An 18,796-nucleotide genomic window follows, 5' to 3' on the forward strand; every position below is an offset into this window, starting at 1 on the left:
TTTATATTTTATACCCATTGTAATAATCCCAACACCATCTCACTATTCACTAAGAGTAGGAGATGGTGTGGTGTTATTGGTTTAAGGAAAAAACATGCAACGTTATCCCATGACTCCGCAAGGACATGAGGCTCTAGAAGCCGAATTAAAACAGTTAAAAAGTATCGACCGTCCACGCATCACGGCTTCTATTGCTGAAGCTCGCGAACATGGCGATTTAAAAGAAAATGCTGAATACCATGCAGCACGTGAGCAGCAAGGTTTTTGTGAAGCACGTATCCGTGATATCGAAGCCAAGCTTGGCGGCGCGCAAGTCATCGATCCTTCGACGCTGCCACAAGAAGGTCGTGTGGTATTTGGTGTGAGCGTTATCATCGAAAACATGGACACCGAAGAAGAAAAACAATACCAAATCGTTGGTGATGACGAAGCGGACTTTAAAGCGGGTAAAATCTCTGTCAACTCGCCAATCGCTCGTGGTCTTATCGGTAAATCAGAAGGCGATGAAGCCCGTATTGAAACGCCAAAGGGCGTGGTCGAATATGAAATTATGAAAGTCATATACAACTAGTATCGCTCCATCATTTGGCCTAACATCTTACGAAAAACAATGATGGCTGAATGATTGACCTTGGCTATTATAAATACTGATACCCTCGTTATTTGACATGCGCTATAGTGTCAAATAACGAGGGTTTTTTGTCTACACGTTATCTACTGCTTCACTTACTATTACTTTAAAGGAGTCTTTTATGAATATGGATTTTGCAGCATCACTGGTTATCACCAAAAAAATAGCGGTTCAAAAAACATCAATAGCCACTGCTATCTCTTCGATTGTCGCAGGCACTTTACTTGCCGTATCCTCAGCACATGCTGCGCCTGAAATAACCATTAATCAATCAGCTAGCGGCAGCACAACTGTGGTTGAGCAGTACTCTGATGGTAACACCGCGACTATCACTGCAACACCTAATGGCATCACCATGCAGGACGGCATGCCTTACGCTGTGACTCAAGTAACAACAACCCCAAGCTATGTCGTTCGTCAGAGTGCTAACGATACTATCATCTCTCAAGCCAGCACCACCGTCACTAGTGTGCCTGTGACCAATCAGGGGACTAACGCCGTTGCCAAAGTGAACGTTATCACCACACCACTTAATAACGTAAAGCAAGTACTGCCTGTCGGGTCTGCTACTCAATTGCCAGTGATGAATGCATCAACTGCCATTCAAGTCATGACCAGCTCATCGACGCTGAATCAATCAACGCTTAACCAATCAGCGATTAGCCCAACCTTTACCGATCAAACAGCTAATATGGTCTCTTTAGAGACCCTACAACTGACCCCAAGCTTTAGTAAGCCTGATGTCGTCAATGCACAAACCAAGGTCATGAAAATATTAAAGAATAAAGAAGGCCGTGAGATAGCAGTGCCTGCCAATCATATTGCTCAAGGTGATATTATTGAGTACCACACCACTTATACCAATACCACCAATCAACTAGTAAACGGTATCAATGCAATGGTTTCGCTACCGAATGGCATTCAGTTGGTATCGCTAAACAGTTTACTGCCAACCCTTGCAACTACGGATGGCAACAGCTATCAAGTGATTCAACCAATGAGTAATACGGCCGCGACGCAAGTGAATTACTCTGGTCTTAAATGGGACTTGGTCAATCTAGATGCCAGTGCAACCCAGACTGTAGTGATACGTGCTAAGGTACAATAAAGGTCGCACTGACCTTTTATATTGATATTAGAAATAAATAAGCAGGAATTACTATTAAAGGTCTTGTGGGCTAAATCTCTAGCCAGCAAGACCTTTTTTTAAATTGCCAAGTTTTCAATCATTGAGGAATATAAATAATGAGCGTACTGTCCATTAAAATACTATTATTCCTCATTGTTCCCGTGGGCATATTTACAGTATTCAAAGCAATAAAACTGCTTAGAAATGCATTCAATGGCGACGTATTATTAGCGCTACCCTACCATGATAGCGTTGGTAATTTCACTGTCTCCAAATCCGGTATTTATGCTATTTGGCATAAAGGCCCTGTGTTTAAAAAAATACCACTGGCTCAGTTCCAACCTCATATCTCAAGTACAACTACTGGCAAAAATATTAAGCTTAATCCCTCAATACTATCTCCACGCTCAAATAATTTTACCACTGGTAGAATGGAGCTGTTCACCTTTCGGGCGGAAGCTGGTCATTACGAGTTGAAGCTAGTATCAGGATCAAGCACCTCAAGACTGCAAGCAACTGTAGGAAATGCCATACCTTTAGCAGATATTGATTTAAGCCTCTATTCTATCGAGGTTAAAGAAAGCCAATCACAGATACTAACGATACTGGCTATTCATCTTATACTGCTTGGTATTTTGGGTATTGTAGGCAGCTTGGTGTTTGGATTATTGGCTGAGCAATTTTTTGTATAAACTATAGCTGGCTTATATACCGTAGGTACATTGTCACGCTCACTCAGCCTACTATTCGTAATACTTGCACTCACCTTTATCATTTCTCAATAACCAATCTTTTGCTATAGTGCCTTTAATTCAGAACAAATATTCGGTTATTATCAGCATGTACAACTTCGCCTCTTTATCTTCATTGGCTTTTATTATTTTCGGCTGTATTTTAAGCGCTACATCTTGGGCTAAATCCGCCGAATCAAAATTTGACGATCGCTTTTATATGTCGAAAATTTGTACTGCGTATATGAGTAAAGATGGTCATGGATATTGTGATGATGGTTATGTTCTTAAAAGCGAAACCTTGGAAGGCGGCCAAGTAAAAGAAACTCTGCTTATGGACGGAATCGGTAGCTACGGCTGGAATCATACCTCGCTTAAAAAAATCGATAAAGATACTATCATGTCTATATTGGTTGTGGCAATCCGTGCGGTGCCAATATGTTATTTGGGCGTGGCGATAAAGAGCAGGACTTTGGTCGTTATTTCAACTTTGATCTAAATAGTCGATGTAGCGTTGCATATGATCATGACAAACAGTTATGGATGGCTAGCCGATTTTTTTCAGATAAAGAAATTGCTTTACCTTTCACCTATGATCCTGATCCTTTTGCGGCTTACCCCAGGTACAATGTTGAGTTTGATAAAAAAGGACGTCTCATTGTCAAAGAATACTTCTCAGAAGAAGTGGTTCGAACTTTGCCTAATCCCTGTACTTCTCGTTAATCCTAACAACACATGAGTTTGATAATCAAAGGCGACAACCGTTGTCGTTTAATTTCTTAATTTTAGCTATAATTACAATGACTTAACGCTAATTTTGTTAAAATAGTTTCTCATTAATGCATTGGTAAATACCGCTTATGGCAACCATCAATTATGAACGACTACAGGGCAAACTCAACATCTTAGCTGACGCTGCTAAGTATGACGTTTCCTGCTCTTCCTCCGCTGGTACACGCAAGAACCAAGGCGGCGGTCTCGGTGATGCCTCAGCGACAGGTATCTGCCATAGCTATACCGAAGATGGCCGCTGTGTCAGTCTACTCAAAATCCTGCTGACCAATCATTGTATTTATGATTGTGCTTACTGTACCTCACGCAAAAGTAATGACACCCCACGTGCTGCCTTTAGTGTCGAAGAAGTCGTTGATTTGACCATGCAGTTTTATCGCCGTAACTATATCGAAGGCTTGTTTCTCAGTTCTGGTATTTTTAAGAGTGGCGACTATACGATGGAGCGATTGGTTGAGGTCGCTAAATTACTGCGCACCCGTGAGCGCTTCAATGGTTACATCCATCTAAAAACCATACCCGGTGCCTCAAAAGAGCTGCTACTAGAAGCAGGACTCTACGCTGACCGTTTGAGCGTTAATATTGAAATTCCAACCAAATCTGGCCTAGCGTTGCTTGCGCCAGAAAAATCACATGAGCAATTAAAAGTGCCTATGGAGACGGTAAAAGAAGAGATTATCACCATCCGTGAGAGCCGTAAAACCCATAAAAAAGCGCCAAAATTCACGCCAGCAGGTCAAACCAGTCAAATGATTGTGGGTGCCAGTAATGAGACCGACTTGCAGGTTATCCAGCTATCGAGCCACTTCTATAAAACGTATGATCTAAAGCGTGTCTACTACTCAGGTTATGTACCGATGCTGTCTGATAATCGTCTGCCAGCGATTGGAACGCCGGTGCCTATGGTGCGAGAGAATCGTCTCTATCAGGCAGATTGGTTAATGCGTTTTTATGGGTTTGGTGCACATGAAATCGTTGAGCCGGACTCGCCATTTTTAGATTTGGACTGTGACCCAAAACTGGCTTGGGCGATACGCCATCGTGAGCACTTCCCTGTCAATATTCAAACTGCAACTTATGAGATGATTGTTCGTATACCCGGTATTGGTACCAAAACGGCTAAAAAAATAGTGAAAGCGCGCAAGTTTAATCAGCTGACGTTATATCATCTCAAAAAGATGGGAGCGGCCGTCAATCGTGCCAAATACTTCATCGCGACTACTGGTAAAAATGAACACCTTGCCCACTTGACCCGTGATAACTTCCGTCAATATGTGCTGGCACAGACGCAGACCAAGTTTAAAGATCAGCGTAGCGGGCAGCTGGCCTTATTTTAAATGTAAGAATAAAGTTTATTCGTAAAATTGATTCTTAAAATAAGCCACTACACGTCAACTGTTTTCTGAGGGCAGCTAATGTCAGTACTTGTTCAAAACAAAACTTACTCTATCGGCCAAGTAACGCCTAGTATTGTGCTTTATGAGCCAAGTTTTGAAGGTTGGCTGAGTGCGGTCTATCATGCCTATGAGCATAAATTACAACACGATTCCGCATTACAGCTCATAGCGCAAGATTGTTACGTACCTTCATTAATTGCTCAAGCAACCAGCGTGGTAACTGATGAAGACAAAGCCGAGCGTGTCCTCACAAAACTGAATAAGCTATTGGGGCGCTCAGGTATGCGCAATATGCTTTGGGGATTTTTATCAGAAAAGGATAATATCGGTACTACTCTGTTTCAAGTAGTCAAATATGCCATCGACTACCCTAACCGCTCTATCATGCAAGATTTGGGTAATTTAGATGTCCTTGAATTGGTGCAGACGGTCAAATCTGTGGGTCGTGAAAAACACCGCATGGAGGCATTTGTGCGTTTTGAGCATACCACTGATGATATATATTTTGCGCGAGTGGAGCCTGATTTCAATGTATTGCCATTGATTGGTGAGCACTTCCGTCAGCGCTATCAAGACCAGCATTGGGCCATTTATGACATCAGTCGCGGATTTGGGATTTATTATGACAAAAGCCAAAGTACACCGTCACGCCCTGCCATACTGCAAACTATTACTGACCTTGATGATGCGGTATTGCGTAACCCTGCCAGTATCCATAGCGAGGACGAGCAGCGTTACCAGAAGTTTTGGCAAGGATATTTCACTAATGTCAATATCAAAGAGCGTAAAAACCCCCGTTTGCACAAACAGTATCTGCCGCAGCGCTACTGGAAATACTTGAGTGAAAAACAAGTACTGCCCAATGCTGAACATCTACAAAAACGTCGATAAGCGTTTTCAGCGTTGTATCTATGGCAGACTTACTCCTCGCTCTGAAAAACAAACGCTTTAACTTTACCTTGATGGTTGAGTTTTTACTGCTTTTAACTGACAATAGCAACTTGATATTACTAACCTGTGATCGACGCTATTATGAAAGTTATGCGCTTACTGTCGTCTTTGAAGCATGATGAATCCGAGCGCGGTATTTTTCATCTTGGGCGCGCATTGGTCAAAAATGGACATACCTCTATCATCGTCTCAAGCGCTGATGAAGACAATGATCTAGTCAGACGCCTCAAGCGTGACGGCAATATCTATCACCAGTTGCAAATGAATAAAAAGTCTTGGTTATCACTACTCCAAGTTGCCCCACTACGCCATTTGATTGAAAAGTACGAGCCCGACGTCATTCATGCGCACTCGCGTACGCCAGCATGGATTGTACATTTAGCATTGCGCCGTGCACGTGTCAAACGCATGCCAAAACTGGTCTCGACCATGTATGGCTTTTACCCTATCAATAGATACTCACAAGCACTGCTCAATGTCGACACGCTTATTACCGTATCTGACAGTGTTACTAACTATCTAAAACACCGACTACGCCGTGAAGATACCGCACCAAAAATTATCAAACGTATCTATCGAGGTATTGATACTCGCCGCTATCCCTATCGGCACAATCCCTCAGTCTATTGGCTACGTCACACCTTTGCAGAATACCCAGAGCTTGAGCACAAAAAGTGGCTGATATTTCCAACCATTATCGGCAATGAATATGGTCAAGAGTGGTTGATTGATATTTTAGGTAATTTACAAGAGCAATTCCCTAACATCCATGTCATTATCATGGACGATGACTATAAAGATGGCGATGTGGCGCATGAAGACTTTCGCCAACGCACCAATACCTTAGGTCTGGCGGAACGCATCACTTACGTGGGTAGTAAACGCAATGATATGCGAGAGTGGCTATCGGCGGCAAATATCGTGATGGCACTGGCCAATGAGCCCGAGTCTATTGGTATCAACGCGCTGCAAGCGATTCACTTAGGCACTCCTGTCATTGGTTGGGATCAAGCGGCCTTTAGCGAAATCCTACAACCACTCTACCCGCAAGGATTGGTCAAAAAATACAACGCGACTTCCCTCTGTAAAGCGGTTAGAAACCAGTTGGAAAGCGTCACTCGCCCTGAAATGACGAACAAATTCACGATGCGTGAGATGATTGAGGAAACCCTCAAGGTTTATCAAAATCTAAGTGATATGGCGCTGGCCGAAGAGCAAGCGGAAGCCGATGCAGCAGCGGTAAGAAGAATTAAGAAGTATTTGAAACCCACTGCCAATACGACAAATAATAAAGCCAAAATTTATGATGCTAGGGCAAAACATAGCGATTCGCTAGCAAACACAGAACCTGCTAAAAAAAGGCTTTCTGAAGCAGCCAACCTCTCAAAAGAGACAGATACTTAGAAAGCCTGTTATAAATATTCAGCTATCTACTGACTGTGCGCCTATAGATAGTGCCGTGCCCGTTCTTACCAGCCGCCACCCTTCCAATTAATATGTCGCTGGCGTATGCGCGCTGACGATGCGAGTGATGGCATTGCTTGGATTGATAAAAGTATGCGGATGACAGGTTTTAATCACGTAGCTATCGCCTTCATTTAACAGGTAGGTAGTATCATCGATACGGATAATAATCTTGCCTTCGATGACTGTACCAATCTCCTCACCTTCATGAGAAATCCTATCTTCAGTCGAACTGTTCGGCTGATACACCTCAATCAAAAAACCTAAATTCTTGATCGGACTGCCATTAAACACCTGTTTGATGGAGACCCGACTGTTTGGCTCACTAATCTCTATGAGGTCTTTTGGCGTAACGACGACTCTGTCCTTACGCTCTTTCCACTCGTCACTAAAAAAAGTATTGAGGTCAGAATCCAGCACCTGCAAGATCGCTTTTAGCGTGTTGACAGCAGGGCTAACCTTATTACGCTCGATAGCACTGATTGAGGTATTGGTCAGTCCTGCCAGTCTCGCCAGTTTACGCTGTGAAAAGCCTTTGGTAAGCCGTAGTTGATTGATTTTTTTACCGATATTCTCTTCTGGCTTTTCAACCGATTCAGGCACCTCCTGTTCTTCAACAGAGATTACCTCGTCATTTTCTGGGATATCGTTATCAGGATTTTGTTTGACTGGCATAGTGAATAAATTCCGTAAATAAAAATTTGGAAAAACCATCTTGTGCATAATTCAGCTCAGGATGCCATTGTACACCAATCATAAACGGATGTTCTATTAAGCTAATCGCCTCTACCAATCCATCACGTGCCAGCGCTTCTACAAACAAACCCTCACCCACTTTATTGATGGCTTGCTTATGTAACGAGTTAACGTGCCACTCGTCACCAAATGCTGCAAGCTTCCCTTCAGGCTGAATAATGACGTCATGTACTGGCTGATATTGCACTTCCAGCGGCTGGGTATTGTCTTCTAAATGCTGCTCATAGAACCCTTCTACTTCACGCCAATCAGGGTATAGCGTGCCATTGAAATGCACATTCATCTCTTGCAAACCTCGACATACTGCTAATAAAGGTGTGCCAGATTCCGCTGAATAAGCCAGTAGTTTAAAGCTTAGCTCATCACGATTTAAATCCTGCTTTTCTTCTACATGCGATGCGCCATAACGCATCGGTGCGACATTACTATAACTCCCTGTCAAGACAATACCATCTGCCAGCGCGACCAATGCATCAAAATTCTCGCTGTCAGCAGCCGTATAGGGAAGCAATATTGGATTGCCACCATAATGTTGGATAGCATCGATATATTTTTGATATACCGCTTGGGCTGGCTGGCCGTCCACCATTTTGTGACACGAGACGATAGCGATGATAGGTCTAGAAGTAGACATGTGATTTTCCCTAAATGTGATATCTGTACCTAGATGTCCAGATACTGCGGTATTTAACTTAACTAAAATTTATCATAACTACCTAGCAAATGTAAACTATAAACTTCATTGTCGATTAAATAGGTTTATATGAGTTATATAAATTACTTTTAGGTAATTAAAAATAAATATTGACAACTATAACCTTCATCCATATATTAAAAGACATCTTTATGACAAAGAACATTTTTTATACATTTAGAAAGTTGATAGACAGTATCCCGAAATACGTTAAGTGCTTCATATCGTGAACAAAATCAGCAAGGCCAATCCAAATATTTCAAAAACTGACAGGGATGAACAACATGACGACGACCAACGGAACCATCACATCTGCAAGTAAAACTGAATATGTATATGTTGCAGCAGGTGATATCAACGGCTTACTTCGCGGTAAACGTATCCCATTTAACCAAATGGACAAAGCACAAGCTGGTGGCATCCGATTGCCTCTATCTATTTTAGGCGTCGATATTTGGGGTGCAGACGTCATCGAGTCCTCTCAATGTAATGGTGATATTGATGCCATTGCTCGTCCTACAGGTCGTGCCGCTTATCCCCTTCTTAATACCAGTGCAGCCTCATCGCTATTACCTGTTTGGCTTTATACCGAAGACAATGAACCGTATTACGGTGATGCCAGACACGTTTTGGACTACATCAGCAAAAAATTCAAAGCGCTTGGTTTGACCCCAGTCATGGCGACTGAGCTTGAGTTTTATTTGGTGGACTACACAGAAGGCGAGACACCAAAACCACCTATTCGTCCAAAAAGCGGCCTGAGATTAAACAAAACCTCTATTCTAAGCATCAATGATTTATTACAGTTTGATGAGTTTTTAGACGAAGTCTATGCTCAGTGCGAGAAACTCGATATTCCTGTTGATGCGGCATTAGCTGAGAATGGCTGTGGTCAGTTTGAGATTAACCTACTCCATGTTGATGATCCGTTAAAAGCCGCCGATGATGCCATCCTATTCAAACAAGTTGTCAAAGCAGTAGCAGCTCGTCGCAAGCTAACCGCCACCTTTATGGCAAAACCGTTTGGTCTACAGTCAGGCAATGGCTTCCATGTACATTGCAGCTTATTAGATAAAGATGGCAACAATGTCTTTGATGATGGCTCAACGGAAGGCTCGGATATACTACGTCATGCCGTTGCAGGGCTATTGAAGACCATGTCAGATTGCACGTTATTGTTTGCACCACATGTCAACTCCTATCGCCGTTTTGCACCAGGCACATTGGCACCGAACAATGTGTCATGGGGTTATGAAAACCGCACAGCAGCCGTACGTATCCCAGGTGGTGATCCAAAAGCGCGCCGTATTGAGCATCGTGTCTCTGGCGCTGACGCCAACCCTTATCTCGTCTGTAGTGCAGTACTGGCAGGTATGCTGTATGGTATCGAAAACAAACTGGAAGCACCTGAACCAATCAATAGCATTACTTATAATGAAGAAGACCTCAAAACCTTACCGTTAGATTGGCTCTCAGCCATTCGTCAGTTTGAAAACAGCGACGTCATTGATGCCTTATTCCCAAGCGAAATGATTGAACTGCTGATTGCGGTTAAAAAGCAAGAAGCCAAACGCTTCTCTCAGCAAGTCACCAATCTTGAATACCTCACCTATTTACAGGATGTCTAATATGTCAAATAGCAAACCGTCTAATAACACGCGCAATATCCCGCATTATTCAGATAAAGGACAGTATCCTGATAGCTACTATGCTGCCAGTCGCAATCCTAAACCAGATAGACCAACGCTAGAAAATGACATTCATGTAGAAATCTGCGTGGTGGGTGGTGGCTATAGTGGCCTATCAACGGCTCTGCATCTCATGGAGACAGATCACGAAGTGGTCGTGCTAGAAGGTGCACAGATTGGTTGGGGTGCATCAGGCCGTAACGGTGGTCAGATTGTCAACGGTCTGAATGCGAGCTTAGAAAAAATCAAAAGCTCTTATGGTCAACAAAACGCCGATTTTGTCGGTCAGCTCGTCACACGCGGTGGCAAAATCATTCGTCGACTAATCCAAGACTACGACATCAGCTGCGATTTGAAAGAAAAGAATATCTTTGCCGCCTTAAACAACGGGCAGTTAAGAGACTTGCAGAAAACACATGCACTGTGGGAAAGCCATGGTATGCATGACCGTGAAATGCTAGACAAATATGGTATGCAAGAACATATCAAGTCAGAGGCCTATGTAGGCGGGGTTATCGATCACTCAGGTGGACATTTTCATCCGCTAAATCTTGCACTTGGTGAAGCGGCTGCCATTGAATCACGTGGCGGCACTATTTATGAAAACACCTTAGTCGTTGATGTTGAATATGCTGATGATCATATCAAGGTCATTACTGAGTTTGGTACGGTCACTTGTAAGCAAGCCGTTATGTGCGGTAACGCTTACTTAAACAAAGTCATTCCTAAGCTAACTGACCGAGTCATGCCCGTATCGACACAAATTATCGCCACCGAACCATTAGGTGACTTAGCAGACAAGCTGCTCCCAACTGACGTCTGTGTCGAAGATGTCCGCTATATCCTTGATTACTATCGTCTGTCAGCAGATAAGCGTATGTTGTTTGGTGGTGGTACGGTCTACGGTGGTCAAGATCCTTCTGATATCACCGCAAAAATCAGACCCAACATGAATAAGATTTTCCCAGAGCTGCGCGATGTCAAAATTGACTATGCATGGAGCGGTAACTTTGCATTGTCTTTTTCACGGGTGCCGCAGATGGGCAAGCTACATGATCGCGTGTTTTTTGCACACGGTTATAGTGGACATGGCGTGACAGGCTCACATCTGTTTGGACAGATATTGGCTGATGCTATCAATGGCAATACCAAAGAGTTTGACACGTTTGCAAAAATTCCATGGATTCCTTTCCCTGGTGGTCGCGCACTACGAGTACCTTACTCTATGATGGGATCATGGTGGTACGCGCTAAAAGACACGACTGGCTTATAAATAACGTAATGGCTTCAATTTTCTGCTTAATGACAAGCAAGACTTTGAAGCCATTAATGCAACAGATTGTTATTACTAACTCGACAGGAAGTCCACTCGTACTTCCTATCGATTATCACCTTAAAACAGGATCTTCTCTATATAAGCCATAATGTCACACAAGGAAAGTCACCATGAACATGAAACTTAATGATGCTGTTGAAGGACAGTATCATAACAAACGAGTTTTTCTCACTGTCGTAGTGGGAATCGCCATCTATCTTGCCTTTGTCTGGTTATCATCCACCCGCGATGCATCAGAATCTTGGGGCATCCTCTCCCTACTGCCGACCATGCTGGTACTAGTCATTGCCATCGTATCCAGACGCCCCTTTGAGTCAATGATTGCAGGCTGTGTTGCTGGCCTTGTCATGCTCAATCCATTCGATTTAGTCTCTCCTTTTGCAGATAATATCTCAGCCGTACTCGGTAACGAAACCATCATTTGGATCGTGCTCGTTTGTGGTCTTATGGGTGGTCTTATCCAACTGCTGGAAGTGAGTGGCTGTTTAGATGGCTTTAGTGAATGGCTCAAAAGAATTATTAAATCACGCAGACAATCGTTACTCGCAACCTTTGCATTGGGCGTTGTGGTCTTTATCGATGATTACCTAAACTGTTTGGCCGTTTCTACCTCGGTCAAAAAACTAACGGATACTTATGGTGTATCCCGTGAAAAGCTCGCTTATATTGTCGATTCTACCGCTGCCCCTATGTGTGTAATCGTTCCTATCTCAACATGGGCCGTCTACTTTTCAGGCCTATTAGAAGAGAATGGCGTAGCAGCAGATGGCGCTGGTATGTCTCTTTACATCAGCTCTATTCCATTCATGGCTTATGCTTGGTTTGCCCTGATTATCGTGTTCTTGGTGGCTTACGGTATCTTAGGCGACTGGGGCCCAATGAAACGTGCAGAGAAACGCGCAAAAGAAGGCAATCCTGTTCCAGAAGATTTTGTCGATGAACAATTGGTTTCAAATGTTAAAGCCAAACGTACTTTATCATTCAAAGCCAATATTTTTAACTTTGCATTCCCAATGATTTTGCTTATCGTCTCAACTATTTACTTTGAAGTGGATTTATTAAGAGGCGCATTGCTAACCTGTTTTGTGACCGTGATGGTCTATTGGGCACAAGGTCTTTTAAGTTTTGAGACCCAAGTAGAGTCTATTTTTACAGGCTTTAAGGTCATGTTGTATCCATTATCGACCGTTATTGGTGGTTTCTTTTTGAAAGCCATTAACGACGAGCTTGGTATGACCATGTATGTCATTGACGCTATCTCACCGCATATGACGATTATTATCTTCCCTGCTGTTATTTTCGCTGTCATGGCTTTCTTAACCTTTGCGACCTCATCAAGCTGGGGCCTATACGTCCTTGCCATGCCGATTGTATTCCCAGTAGCAGCAGCGCTAGGTGTTAGCACGCCATTGGTCATCGGTGCTTTGTTATCAGCGTCTTCATTTGGTAGTCATGCTTGCTTCTTTAGTGATTCATCACTATTAGCCGCACAAGGTGCTGGTTGTTCACCCATGCAGCATGCCTTCACTCAGTTCCCTTATGCGATGCTTGGTGCTGTGCTATCGGTTGTTACCTTCTTAGGACTTGGTTTTATGATGGCTTAACGCTAGATAGTGAGTAAAGAAGCTGCTACTGCTACTCTCACTGCTAAATAACTTCTTAATCACAATACGGTTTAAATACATCACTATTTAAGCCGTTACTATGACCAAACCTTACTTTTATTACGCTTTATTTTGTTCATACAAAAGATAAATTATAATCAAGGAGCTACACCATGCGATCAGTTACTGTTGCCAGCACTCAAATAGCCTGCACTTGGGACAAACAAGAAAACATTGATAAAGCCACTGCATTGGTCATTAAAGCTGCGAAAGCTGGTGCCAATATCATCTTGCTACAAGAGTTATTTGAGACCCCTTATTTTTGCCAAGTACATGATTTTGAATACTTCAATTTGGCTACCGAAGTCGAACACAATACGGCCATCAATCATTTCAAAGAACTGGCAAAGTCGCTTGAAGTGGTACTGCCTATCAGCTTTTATGAAAAATCAGGCAATGCGATGTTTAATAGTGTAACCATTATTGATGCCGATGGCGAAATACTGGGCACCTATCGCAAAACTCACATTCCAGATGGTATCCCTTACGCAGAGAAATTCTACTTTACACCTGGTGACACTGGTTTTAAAGTTTGGAACACTAAGTACGGCAAAATCGGTGTGGGTATTTGCTGGGATCAGTGGTTCCCTGAATGCGCACGTAGCATGGCTCTCATGGGTGCAGAGATGCTGCTGTATCCGACCGCTATTGGTGATGAGCCAACCCTAAATATCAATTCAACGGGCCACTGGCAGCGCTGTATGCAAGGACACTCTGCGGCTAACCTCATGCCGGTTATTGCCTCCAACCGTATTGGTGAAGAAACCATCAGCCAAAATGGTACGGACAGCACCATGCAGTTTTATGGTAGCTCGTTTATCACTGATGGCCGCGGCGAGATTATACAAGAAGCCTCGACCGATAAAAGCGAATTTATCATGGCCACGTTTGATCTGGATGCACTGGCGGAACAGCGTCGTCAATGGGGCGTGTTCCGCGACCGTCGTCCATCAATGTATGGCACATTACTCACGCACGGCTAACCCATTCTCCCTATTTCTATAACCACTTGAGTGCGATAAGGTGACTTTATGTCCAGATTACTGACAGGTTCGACCCCCAAACAAGATGGCTTTTATATGCCTGCAGAATTTGCATCGATGCAAAAAGTCTGGATGGTATGGCCGTATCGAGAAGACAATTGGCGACAGAAAGCCGTCCCCGCACAAGCAGCCTATGCAGATGTTGCTACTGCCATCAGACAGTTCAGTGAGGTTGGCATTTTGGTCAACGCTGATGATTTTGATGCTTGCCGTGCGCAATTGCCTGATAATATCGATGTGATAGCCATGCCAAGCAATGATGCGTGGGCGCGTGATACCGTTCCGACATTCTTAATCAATGATGCTGGCGATATGCGTGCGTGTGATTGGACATTTAATGCATGGGGCGGCGATTATGATGGTCTTTATACGCCTTGGGATGACGACGACAAGCTCGCTGAGAGACTGTGCGAACACTTAGATATTCCGCGTTATCGTACTGACGACTTTGTGTTAGAAGGCGGCGCGTTTCATGTCGATGGCGAAGGTACAGTATTGACCACCCGTATGTGCTTGCTCAGTCCTGGGCGAAACCCACATCTAAATGAAGTACAAATCGAAGACATGCTGAAATCACATCTAAATGTCGAAAAAGTGCTGTGGGTTGATGATGGTATCGATCCCGACGAGACCACTGGGCACATTGATGATATTGCCTGCTTTGCGAGACCTGGCGAAGTGGTCTGCTTATTTACTGATGATACTGAACATCCATTCTATGAAGCCACGCAAAAGGCGTATCAGCAGCTTTCAGAGATGACTGATGCCAAAGGTCGGCAGTTAAAAGTGCATAAGCTGTGCTGTACTAAGCATTCTGTAACCTTGCCTGACAATGCTGATATTACTCAGTCTGAAGATGCCAAATCTCGTAATACGGACGATATTTGTATCGCCTCTTATGCTAACTTTCTCATTTGTAACGGCGGTGTCATTGTGCCGCAATATGATGATATTAATGACAGTTTAGCGATTGAGCAGCTTGAAAAAATCTTCCCTCAGCATCAGGTAGTTGGAGTACGAACGAAAGAGATTGTGTTTGGCGGCGGCAATATTCACTGTATTACTCAGCAGCAGCCTATCGCCAACGCGCAATAACGAGATTTATGTATTTTATATATGGCTTTCTAAATATAAGTTTTTAAACATAACCAAAAATAAAATGTAAACAAAAGGACTTTTTATGAGCGATTATCAAGTAAATAACCCAGCCACAGGCGAACTCGAAGCCACCTACCCTACGGCAACCGAACAAGATATCCAACAAGTGATTGAGCAAGCGGACACAGCTTATCAAAGCTGGCGTCATGTTCCACTAAATGAACGCAGTGCACTACTTCATAAAGTCGCTGATATCTATCTTGACCGTCAAGAAGAGCTAGCACGTATCGTCGCCAATGAGATGGGTAAACCAGTCGCTCAAGCAAAAGGTGAGATTGGTCTGGTCGCTGATATCTATCGCTATTATGCAGACAATGCTGAGCAGCTATTAGCCCCTAACACCATCGACGTTGATACAGGAACAGCTTCTGTAGAGAAACGCCCTGTAGGCGCATTACTAGGCATCATGCCTTGGAACTATCCACACTATCAAGTAGCTCGCTTCGTCGCGCCAAACGCCATGGCGGGTAACACTATTATTCTAAAGCATGCACCGCAATGCCCTAAGACAGCCGAAATTATCGTCGATATCATGAAAGACGCAGGCATGCCTGATGGGGTTTATAACAATATCTTTGCGACCAACGAGCAGTCAGCGACCATCATCAATGACACGCGCGTACAGGGTGTTTCATTGACGGGTTCTGAGCGCGCAGGTCAAGCGGTTGCAAAAGAAGCTGGCGGCGCACTCAAAAAAGTTGTCTTAGAACTTGGTGGGTCTGATGCCTTTATCGTTACTGCTGATGCAGACATCAAAAAAGCCGTACAAAGAGCCATCTCAGGTCGTTTTGGTAATGTCGGCCAAGCCTGTAATGCCGCTAAACGCCTAATTATCGTCGATGACGTGTATGATCAATTCGTTCAAGCATTCACTGATAACGTACGTGCCATGACATTGGCAGACCCATTAGACGAGCAGACGTTTATGGGACCAATGTCTTCTAAAGCGGCTGCTGATGGTCTTCAAAAGCAGCTAGATAGCGCCATTCACGCAGGTGCTACTGTTTTAGTAGAAGGCGGCATAGTAAAAGATAAGCCAGGTGCTTGGTTTGCGCCAGCTGTACTAACGGATGTGACGGAATCAATGGATGTCTATCGTCAAGAGCTATTTGGCCCTGTCGCCGTCATCTATAAAGCTCGTGATGTCGACCATGCCATCCAAATCGCTAACGATGTGCCGTTTGGTCTCGGTGCTTCTATCCAAACGCAAAGTCCAGAACTGGCCGCAGAAATTGCTGAGAAATTAGAAGTGGGTATGGTCACTATCAACGCCCCATCTGGTAGTGAAGCCAATACACCATTCGGTGGTGTTAAGCGCTCAGGTTTTGGTCGCGAGCTAGGCACGTTAGGTATTACTGAATTCTTAAACTATAAGCTGATTCGTAATAAAGCTAGCGCATAAAATGAATGCATTAATCTAAACATTCTATTCCTGTCCTAAAACAGAAAAAGCCTAACGTTTGACGTTAGGCTTTTTTAATGGATATTTTAAATAGAGTTAACTTTTTGGTGGATTGTCTTTCAACCACAGCTGATTCACGATTTTTAATTCGCGCAATTCTTCTGCCATGATGGCTTCACTTTTGCCAGGGTACTTAATGGTTGCATAACCATATAGCGCCACACCTAACACTGTCCAACCGAAGAAAATCCACCACTCGATAGCGGTAAGCGCAGATGGCATACCTGGCATGTATAGTGCCAATAAGCCAAAGCTTAGTGCGATCGTGATCATACCCACCAGTTTACCTGCAGGTATCTTAAATGGACGTACCATATCAGGCTCACGGTAGCGCAATACTAAGAAAGAGATAGCAACACAAGTATAAGCAATGACGATACCAAAACCACCAGCATCAACAATCCAAACCAACATTTTGCGACCAAATAATGGCGCGAGCGTGGCTAAACCACCAATCAATAAAATCGCATTAACAGGTGTATTATATTTTGGATGTAATTTACTTAAGAATGCTGGCAACATATGCGCTTTTGACATTGCATATAGTAGACGACTACCACCAATCAAGAACGCATTCCAGCTTGATAAAATACCTAATACACCACCGATAACCAATAGAATACCGGCCCATTTACCATGCCACGCATTGGTCATTGCATCAGCGGTCGCCAACGTAGAGTTTTCGGCTTGAATCAATGGCAATGTGGTACCCACACTCCATGCAACTGCGATGTACCAAAGTACCGCAATCGTGATTGATACGATTAGGAATTTACCGATATTAGGACGGGTTAAATCAATCTCTTCAGCCGCTTGTGGAATCACATCAAAGCCGACGAACATAAAGGGCACCATCACGATAACTGCCATCACGCCAGCAGCGCCACCAATAAACGCCGGAGCTTGTATCGCAGTCGATGTCGCAGGATTATATAATGCCGCACCAATGAACAGTAATATACCGACAAACAAGATCCCTACAACCGCTGTTTTTTGGAACCATGCACTGACTTCCATACCTCGTACATTCAGCCATGTGACAATCACTGATCCCAGCATCCCCACACCTACCCAAGTGGCATAGACATCCCAACCAGCGATCGTCCAAAGATAACCCTGATTATAATTGGGAATAAAATACTCAACCACCGTCGGCAAGGCGACTGCCTCAAATGCGACGACTGAGAAATAACCAAATAGAATACTCCATGAGCAGATAAAGGAGACATTGACCCCTAATGCTCGGTGGGTATAAGTATGCTCACCGCCCGTGATAGGCATTGATGAAGCGAGCTCAGCGTAAGTCACACCAATCAGTATCACTGCCAAACCACCCAGCAAAAACGCTAACATCGCGCCCCACGTACCAGCAGATAAAATCCAGCCGCCAGCCAGTACTACCCAACCCCAACCTACCATAGCGCCAAATGCTAAGGCTATGATATCAAACATCCCCAGCGATTTTTTTAGTCCAGACATAACTTACTCCTTGTCTATGTGTCACCCAGATTAACTCGTCAAAGCTAAACTGGCTTTAGTGTATTCGGGCATAGCCCATTATCGTTATTTTCCGTACTTACCCTCTCATAGGGCATACCTATGAATGGGGTTAAATCGCTTTATTCATTCACTATATTAGGGTCTGTTGAACATTCAAATGTGGTGCTGGCAGTCACTATTTTTTAGACAATATGCAGTGAAATTTTTGATGCCTAGTCATTCTAGGTTAGACAATTTCGCCATATATTGGCAAAAAAGAGTACTGCCCCCACTCGAGCATAGCTCTCGCCTTGCGAACGGGCAAATCAATGCTTTGCTCTATCCGTTCTCAGGGCTGATGCTAAAATCCCCCCAAACGTTGTTACAAGCCTAGCTAAGGTCTCGACATTATCGTCGGCTT

General features: G+C 43.7%; 16 protein-coding genes. 13 read left to right on the forward strand and 3 right to left on the reverse strand.

The features are described 5' to 3' along the window. Nucleotides 1–94 precede the first annotated feature (94 nt). The 7 genes from greA to ACZW67_RS06055 all read left to right on the forward strand — a co-directional run bounded on the left by greA (nucleotide 95) and on the right by ACZW67_RS06055 (nucleotide 7,035). Nucleotides 95–571, forward strand: a complete 477-nt coding sequence (gene greA, locus ACZW67_RS06025; RefSeq protein ID WP_110922744.1) for a transcription elongation factor GreA — start codon at nucleotides 95–97, stop codon at nucleotides 569–571. A 181-nt stretch (nucleotides 572–752) separates the two neighbouring features. Continuing rightward, a complete protein-coding gene (locus ACZW67_RS06030; protein ID WP_465182531.1) occupies nucleotides 753–1,739 on the forward strand; it encodes a hypothetical protein in 987 nt (328 codons plus the stop codon). Between the two features lie 137 nt (nucleotides 1,740–1,876). Beyond that, complete coding sequence (locus tag ACZW67_RS06035; protein ID WP_465182532.1) at nucleotides 1,877–2,452, forward strand: hypothetical protein; 576 nt, start codon at nucleotides 1,877–1,879, stop codon at nucleotides 2,450–2,452. A 148-nt stretch (nucleotides 2,453–2,600) separates the two neighbouring features. Beyond that, on the forward strand, nucleotides 2,601–2,990 hold the full coding sequence (locus tag ACZW67_RS06040) for a hypothetical protein (protein ID WP_465182533.1): 390 nt from the start codon (nucleotides 2,601–2,603) through the stop codon (nucleotides 2,988–2,990). 361 nt (nucleotides 2,991–3,351) lie between these two features. After that, nucleotides 3,352–4,620: a putative DNA modification/repair radical SAM protein gene (locus ACZW67_RS06045; RefSeq protein WP_465182534.1), complete on the forward strand. Its 1,269-nt coding sequence runs from the start codon at nucleotides 3,352–3,354 to the stop codon at nucleotides 4,618–4,620. Between the two features lie 78 nt (nucleotides 4,621–4,698). Beyond that, complete coding sequence (locus ACZW67_RS06050; protein WP_465182535.1) at nucleotides 4,699–5,571, forward strand: TIGR03915 family putative DNA repair protein; 873 nt, start codon at nucleotides 4,699–4,701, stop codon at nucleotides 5,569–5,571. Between the two features lie 141 nt (nucleotides 5,572–5,712). Then, entirely contained in the window at nucleotides 5,713–7,035 is a 1,323-nt protein-coding gene (locus tag ACZW67_RS06055) for a glycosyltransferase (protein WP_227687428.1), read from the forward strand. An 87-nt stretch (nucleotides 7,036–7,122) separates the two neighbouring features. Here the strand turns inward: ACZW67_RS06055 and ACZW67_RS06060 are convergent, their stop codons facing one another. Then, the gene (locus ACZW67_RS06060) at nucleotides 7,123–7,770 is read right to left on the reverse strand and encodes a cupin domain-containing protein (RefSeq protein WP_465182536.1); all 648 of its coding nucleotides are present in this window, start codon (nucleotides 7,768–7,770) and stop codon (nucleotides 7,123–7,125) included. Further along, nucleotides 7,748–8,485, reverse strand: coding sequence for a gamma-glutamyl-gamma-aminobutyrate hydrolase family protein (locus ACZW67_RS06065; RefSeq protein ID WP_465182537.1), 738 nt, complete (start codon nucleotides 8,483–8,485; stop codon nucleotides 7,748–7,750). The genes ACZW67_RS06060 and ACZW67_RS06065 overlap by 23 nt, the downstream gene beginning before the upstream one ends. A 344-nt stretch (nucleotides 8,486–8,829) precedes the next feature. Between ACZW67_RS06065 and ACZW67_RS06070 the strand changes: the two genes are divergently transcribed. The 6 genes from ACZW67_RS06070 to ACZW67_RS06095 all read left to right on the forward strand — a co-directional run bounded on the left by ACZW67_RS06070 (nucleotide 8,830) and on the right by ACZW67_RS06095 (nucleotide 16,836). After that, nucleotides 8,830–10,173 (forward strand): glutamine synthetase family protein, encoded by a 1,344-nt coding sequence (locus ACZW67_RS06070; protein ID WP_194197303.1) that lies wholly within the window; start codon nucleotides 8,830–8,832, stop codon nucleotides 10,171–10,173. Nucleotide 10,174: 1 nt separating this feature from the next. Next, nucleotides 10,175–11,506, forward strand: coding sequence for an NAD(P)/FAD-dependent oxidoreductase (locus tag ACZW67_RS06075; protein WP_465182538.1), 1,332 nt, complete (start codon nucleotides 10,175–10,177; stop codon nucleotides 11,504–11,506). Nucleotides 11,507–11,679: 173 nt separating this feature from the next. Continuing rightward, the gene (locus ACZW67_RS06080) at nucleotides 11,680–13,173 is read left to right on the forward strand and encodes a Na+/H+ antiporter NhaC family protein (RefSeq protein ID WP_465182539.1); all 1,494 of its coding nucleotides are present in this window, start codon (nucleotides 11,680–11,682) and stop codon (nucleotides 13,171–13,173) included. Nucleotides 13,174–13,346: 173 nt separating this feature from the next. Further along, nucleotides 13,347–14,216, forward strand: a complete 870-nt coding sequence (gene aguB / locus ACZW67_RS06085) for an N-carbamoylputrescine amidase (protein WP_465182540.1) — start codon at nucleotides 13,347–13,349, stop codon at nucleotides 14,214–14,216. 48 nt (nucleotides 14,217–14,264) lie between these two features. Beyond that, entirely contained in the window at nucleotides 14,265–15,371 is a 1,107-nt protein-coding gene (gene aguA / locus ACZW67_RS06090; protein WP_465182541.1) for an agmatine deiminase, read from the forward strand. A gap of 85 nt (nucleotides 15,372–15,456) precedes the next feature. Then, nucleotides 15,457–16,836 (forward strand): NAD-dependent succinate-semialdehyde dehydrogenase, encoded by a 1,380-nt coding sequence (locus ACZW67_RS06095; protein ID WP_465182542.1) that lies wholly within the window; start codon nucleotides 15,457–15,459, stop codon nucleotides 16,834–16,836. Between the two features lie 96 nt (nucleotides 16,837–16,932). On the opposite strand, the gene ACZW67_RS06100 is transcribed toward ACZW67_RS06095, so the two are convergent. Then, complete coding sequence (locus ACZW67_RS06100; protein ID WP_110922731.1) at nucleotides 16,933–18,375, reverse strand: APC family permease; 1,443 nt, start codon at nucleotides 18,373–18,375, stop codon at nucleotides 16,933–16,935. Between the last annotated feature and the right edge of the window lie 421 nt (nucleotides 18,376–18,796).

Source organism: Psychrobacter sp. TPE 89C (genome assembly GCF_055522395.1).

Coding starts and splice junctions, on each gene's coding strand:
- greA (WP_110922744.1), top strand. CDS start 95: ATGCAACGTTATCCCATGACTCCGCAAGGACATGAGGCTCTAGAAGCC.
- ACZW67_RS06030 (WP_465182531.1), top strand. CDS start 753: ATGAATATGGATTTTGCAGCATCACTGGTTATCACCAAAAAAATAGCG.
- ACZW67_RS06035 (WP_465182532.1), top strand. CDS start 1,877: ATGAGCGTACTGTCCATTAAAATACTATTATTCCTCATTGTTCCCGTG.
- ACZW67_RS06040 (WP_465182533.1), top strand. CDS start 2,601: ATGTACAACTTCGCCTCTTTATCTTCATTGGCTTTTATTATTTTCGGC.
- ACZW67_RS06045 (WP_465182534.1), top strand. CDS start 3,352: ATGGCAACCATCAATTATGAACGACTACAGGGCAAACTCAACATCTTA.
- ACZW67_RS06050 (WP_465182535.1), top strand. CDS start 4,699: ATGTCAGTACTTGTTCAAAACAAAACTTACTCTATCGGCCAAGTAACG.
- ACZW67_RS06055 (WP_227687428.1), top strand. CDS start 5,713: ATGAAAGTTATGCGCTTACTGTCGTCTTTGAAGCATGATGAATCCGAG.
- ACZW67_RS06060 (WP_465182536.1), bottom strand. CDS start 7,770: ATGCCAGTCAAACAAAATCCTGATAACGATATCCCAGAAAATGACGAG.
- ACZW67_RS06065 (WP_465182537.1), bottom strand. CDS start 8,485: ATGTCTACTTCTAGACCTATCATCGCTATCGTCTCGTGTCACAAAATG.
- ACZW67_RS06070 (WP_194197303.1), top strand. CDS start 8,830: ATGACGACGACCAACGGAACCATCACATCTGCAAGTAAAACTGAATAT.
- ACZW67_RS06075 (WP_465182538.1), top strand. CDS start 10,175: ATGTCAAATAGCAAACCGTCTAATAACACGCGCAATATCCCGCATTAT.
- ACZW67_RS06080 (WP_465182539.1), top strand. CDS start 11,680: ATGAACATGAAACTTAATGATGCTGTTGAAGGACAGTATCATAACAAA.
- aguB (WP_465182540.1), top strand. CDS start 13,347: ATGCGATCAGTTACTGTTGCCAGCACTCAAATAGCCTGCACTTGGGAC.
- aguA (WP_465182541.1), top strand. CDS start 14,265: ATGTCCAGATTACTGACAGGTTCGACCCCCAAACAAGATGGCTTTTAT.
- ACZW67_RS06095 (WP_465182542.1), top strand. CDS start 15,457: ATGAGCGATTATCAAGTAAATAACCCAGCCACAGGCGAACTCGAAGCC.
- ACZW67_RS06100 (WP_110922731.1), bottom strand. CDS start 18,375: ATGTCTGGACTAAAAAAATCGCTGGGGATGTTTGATATCATAGCCTTA.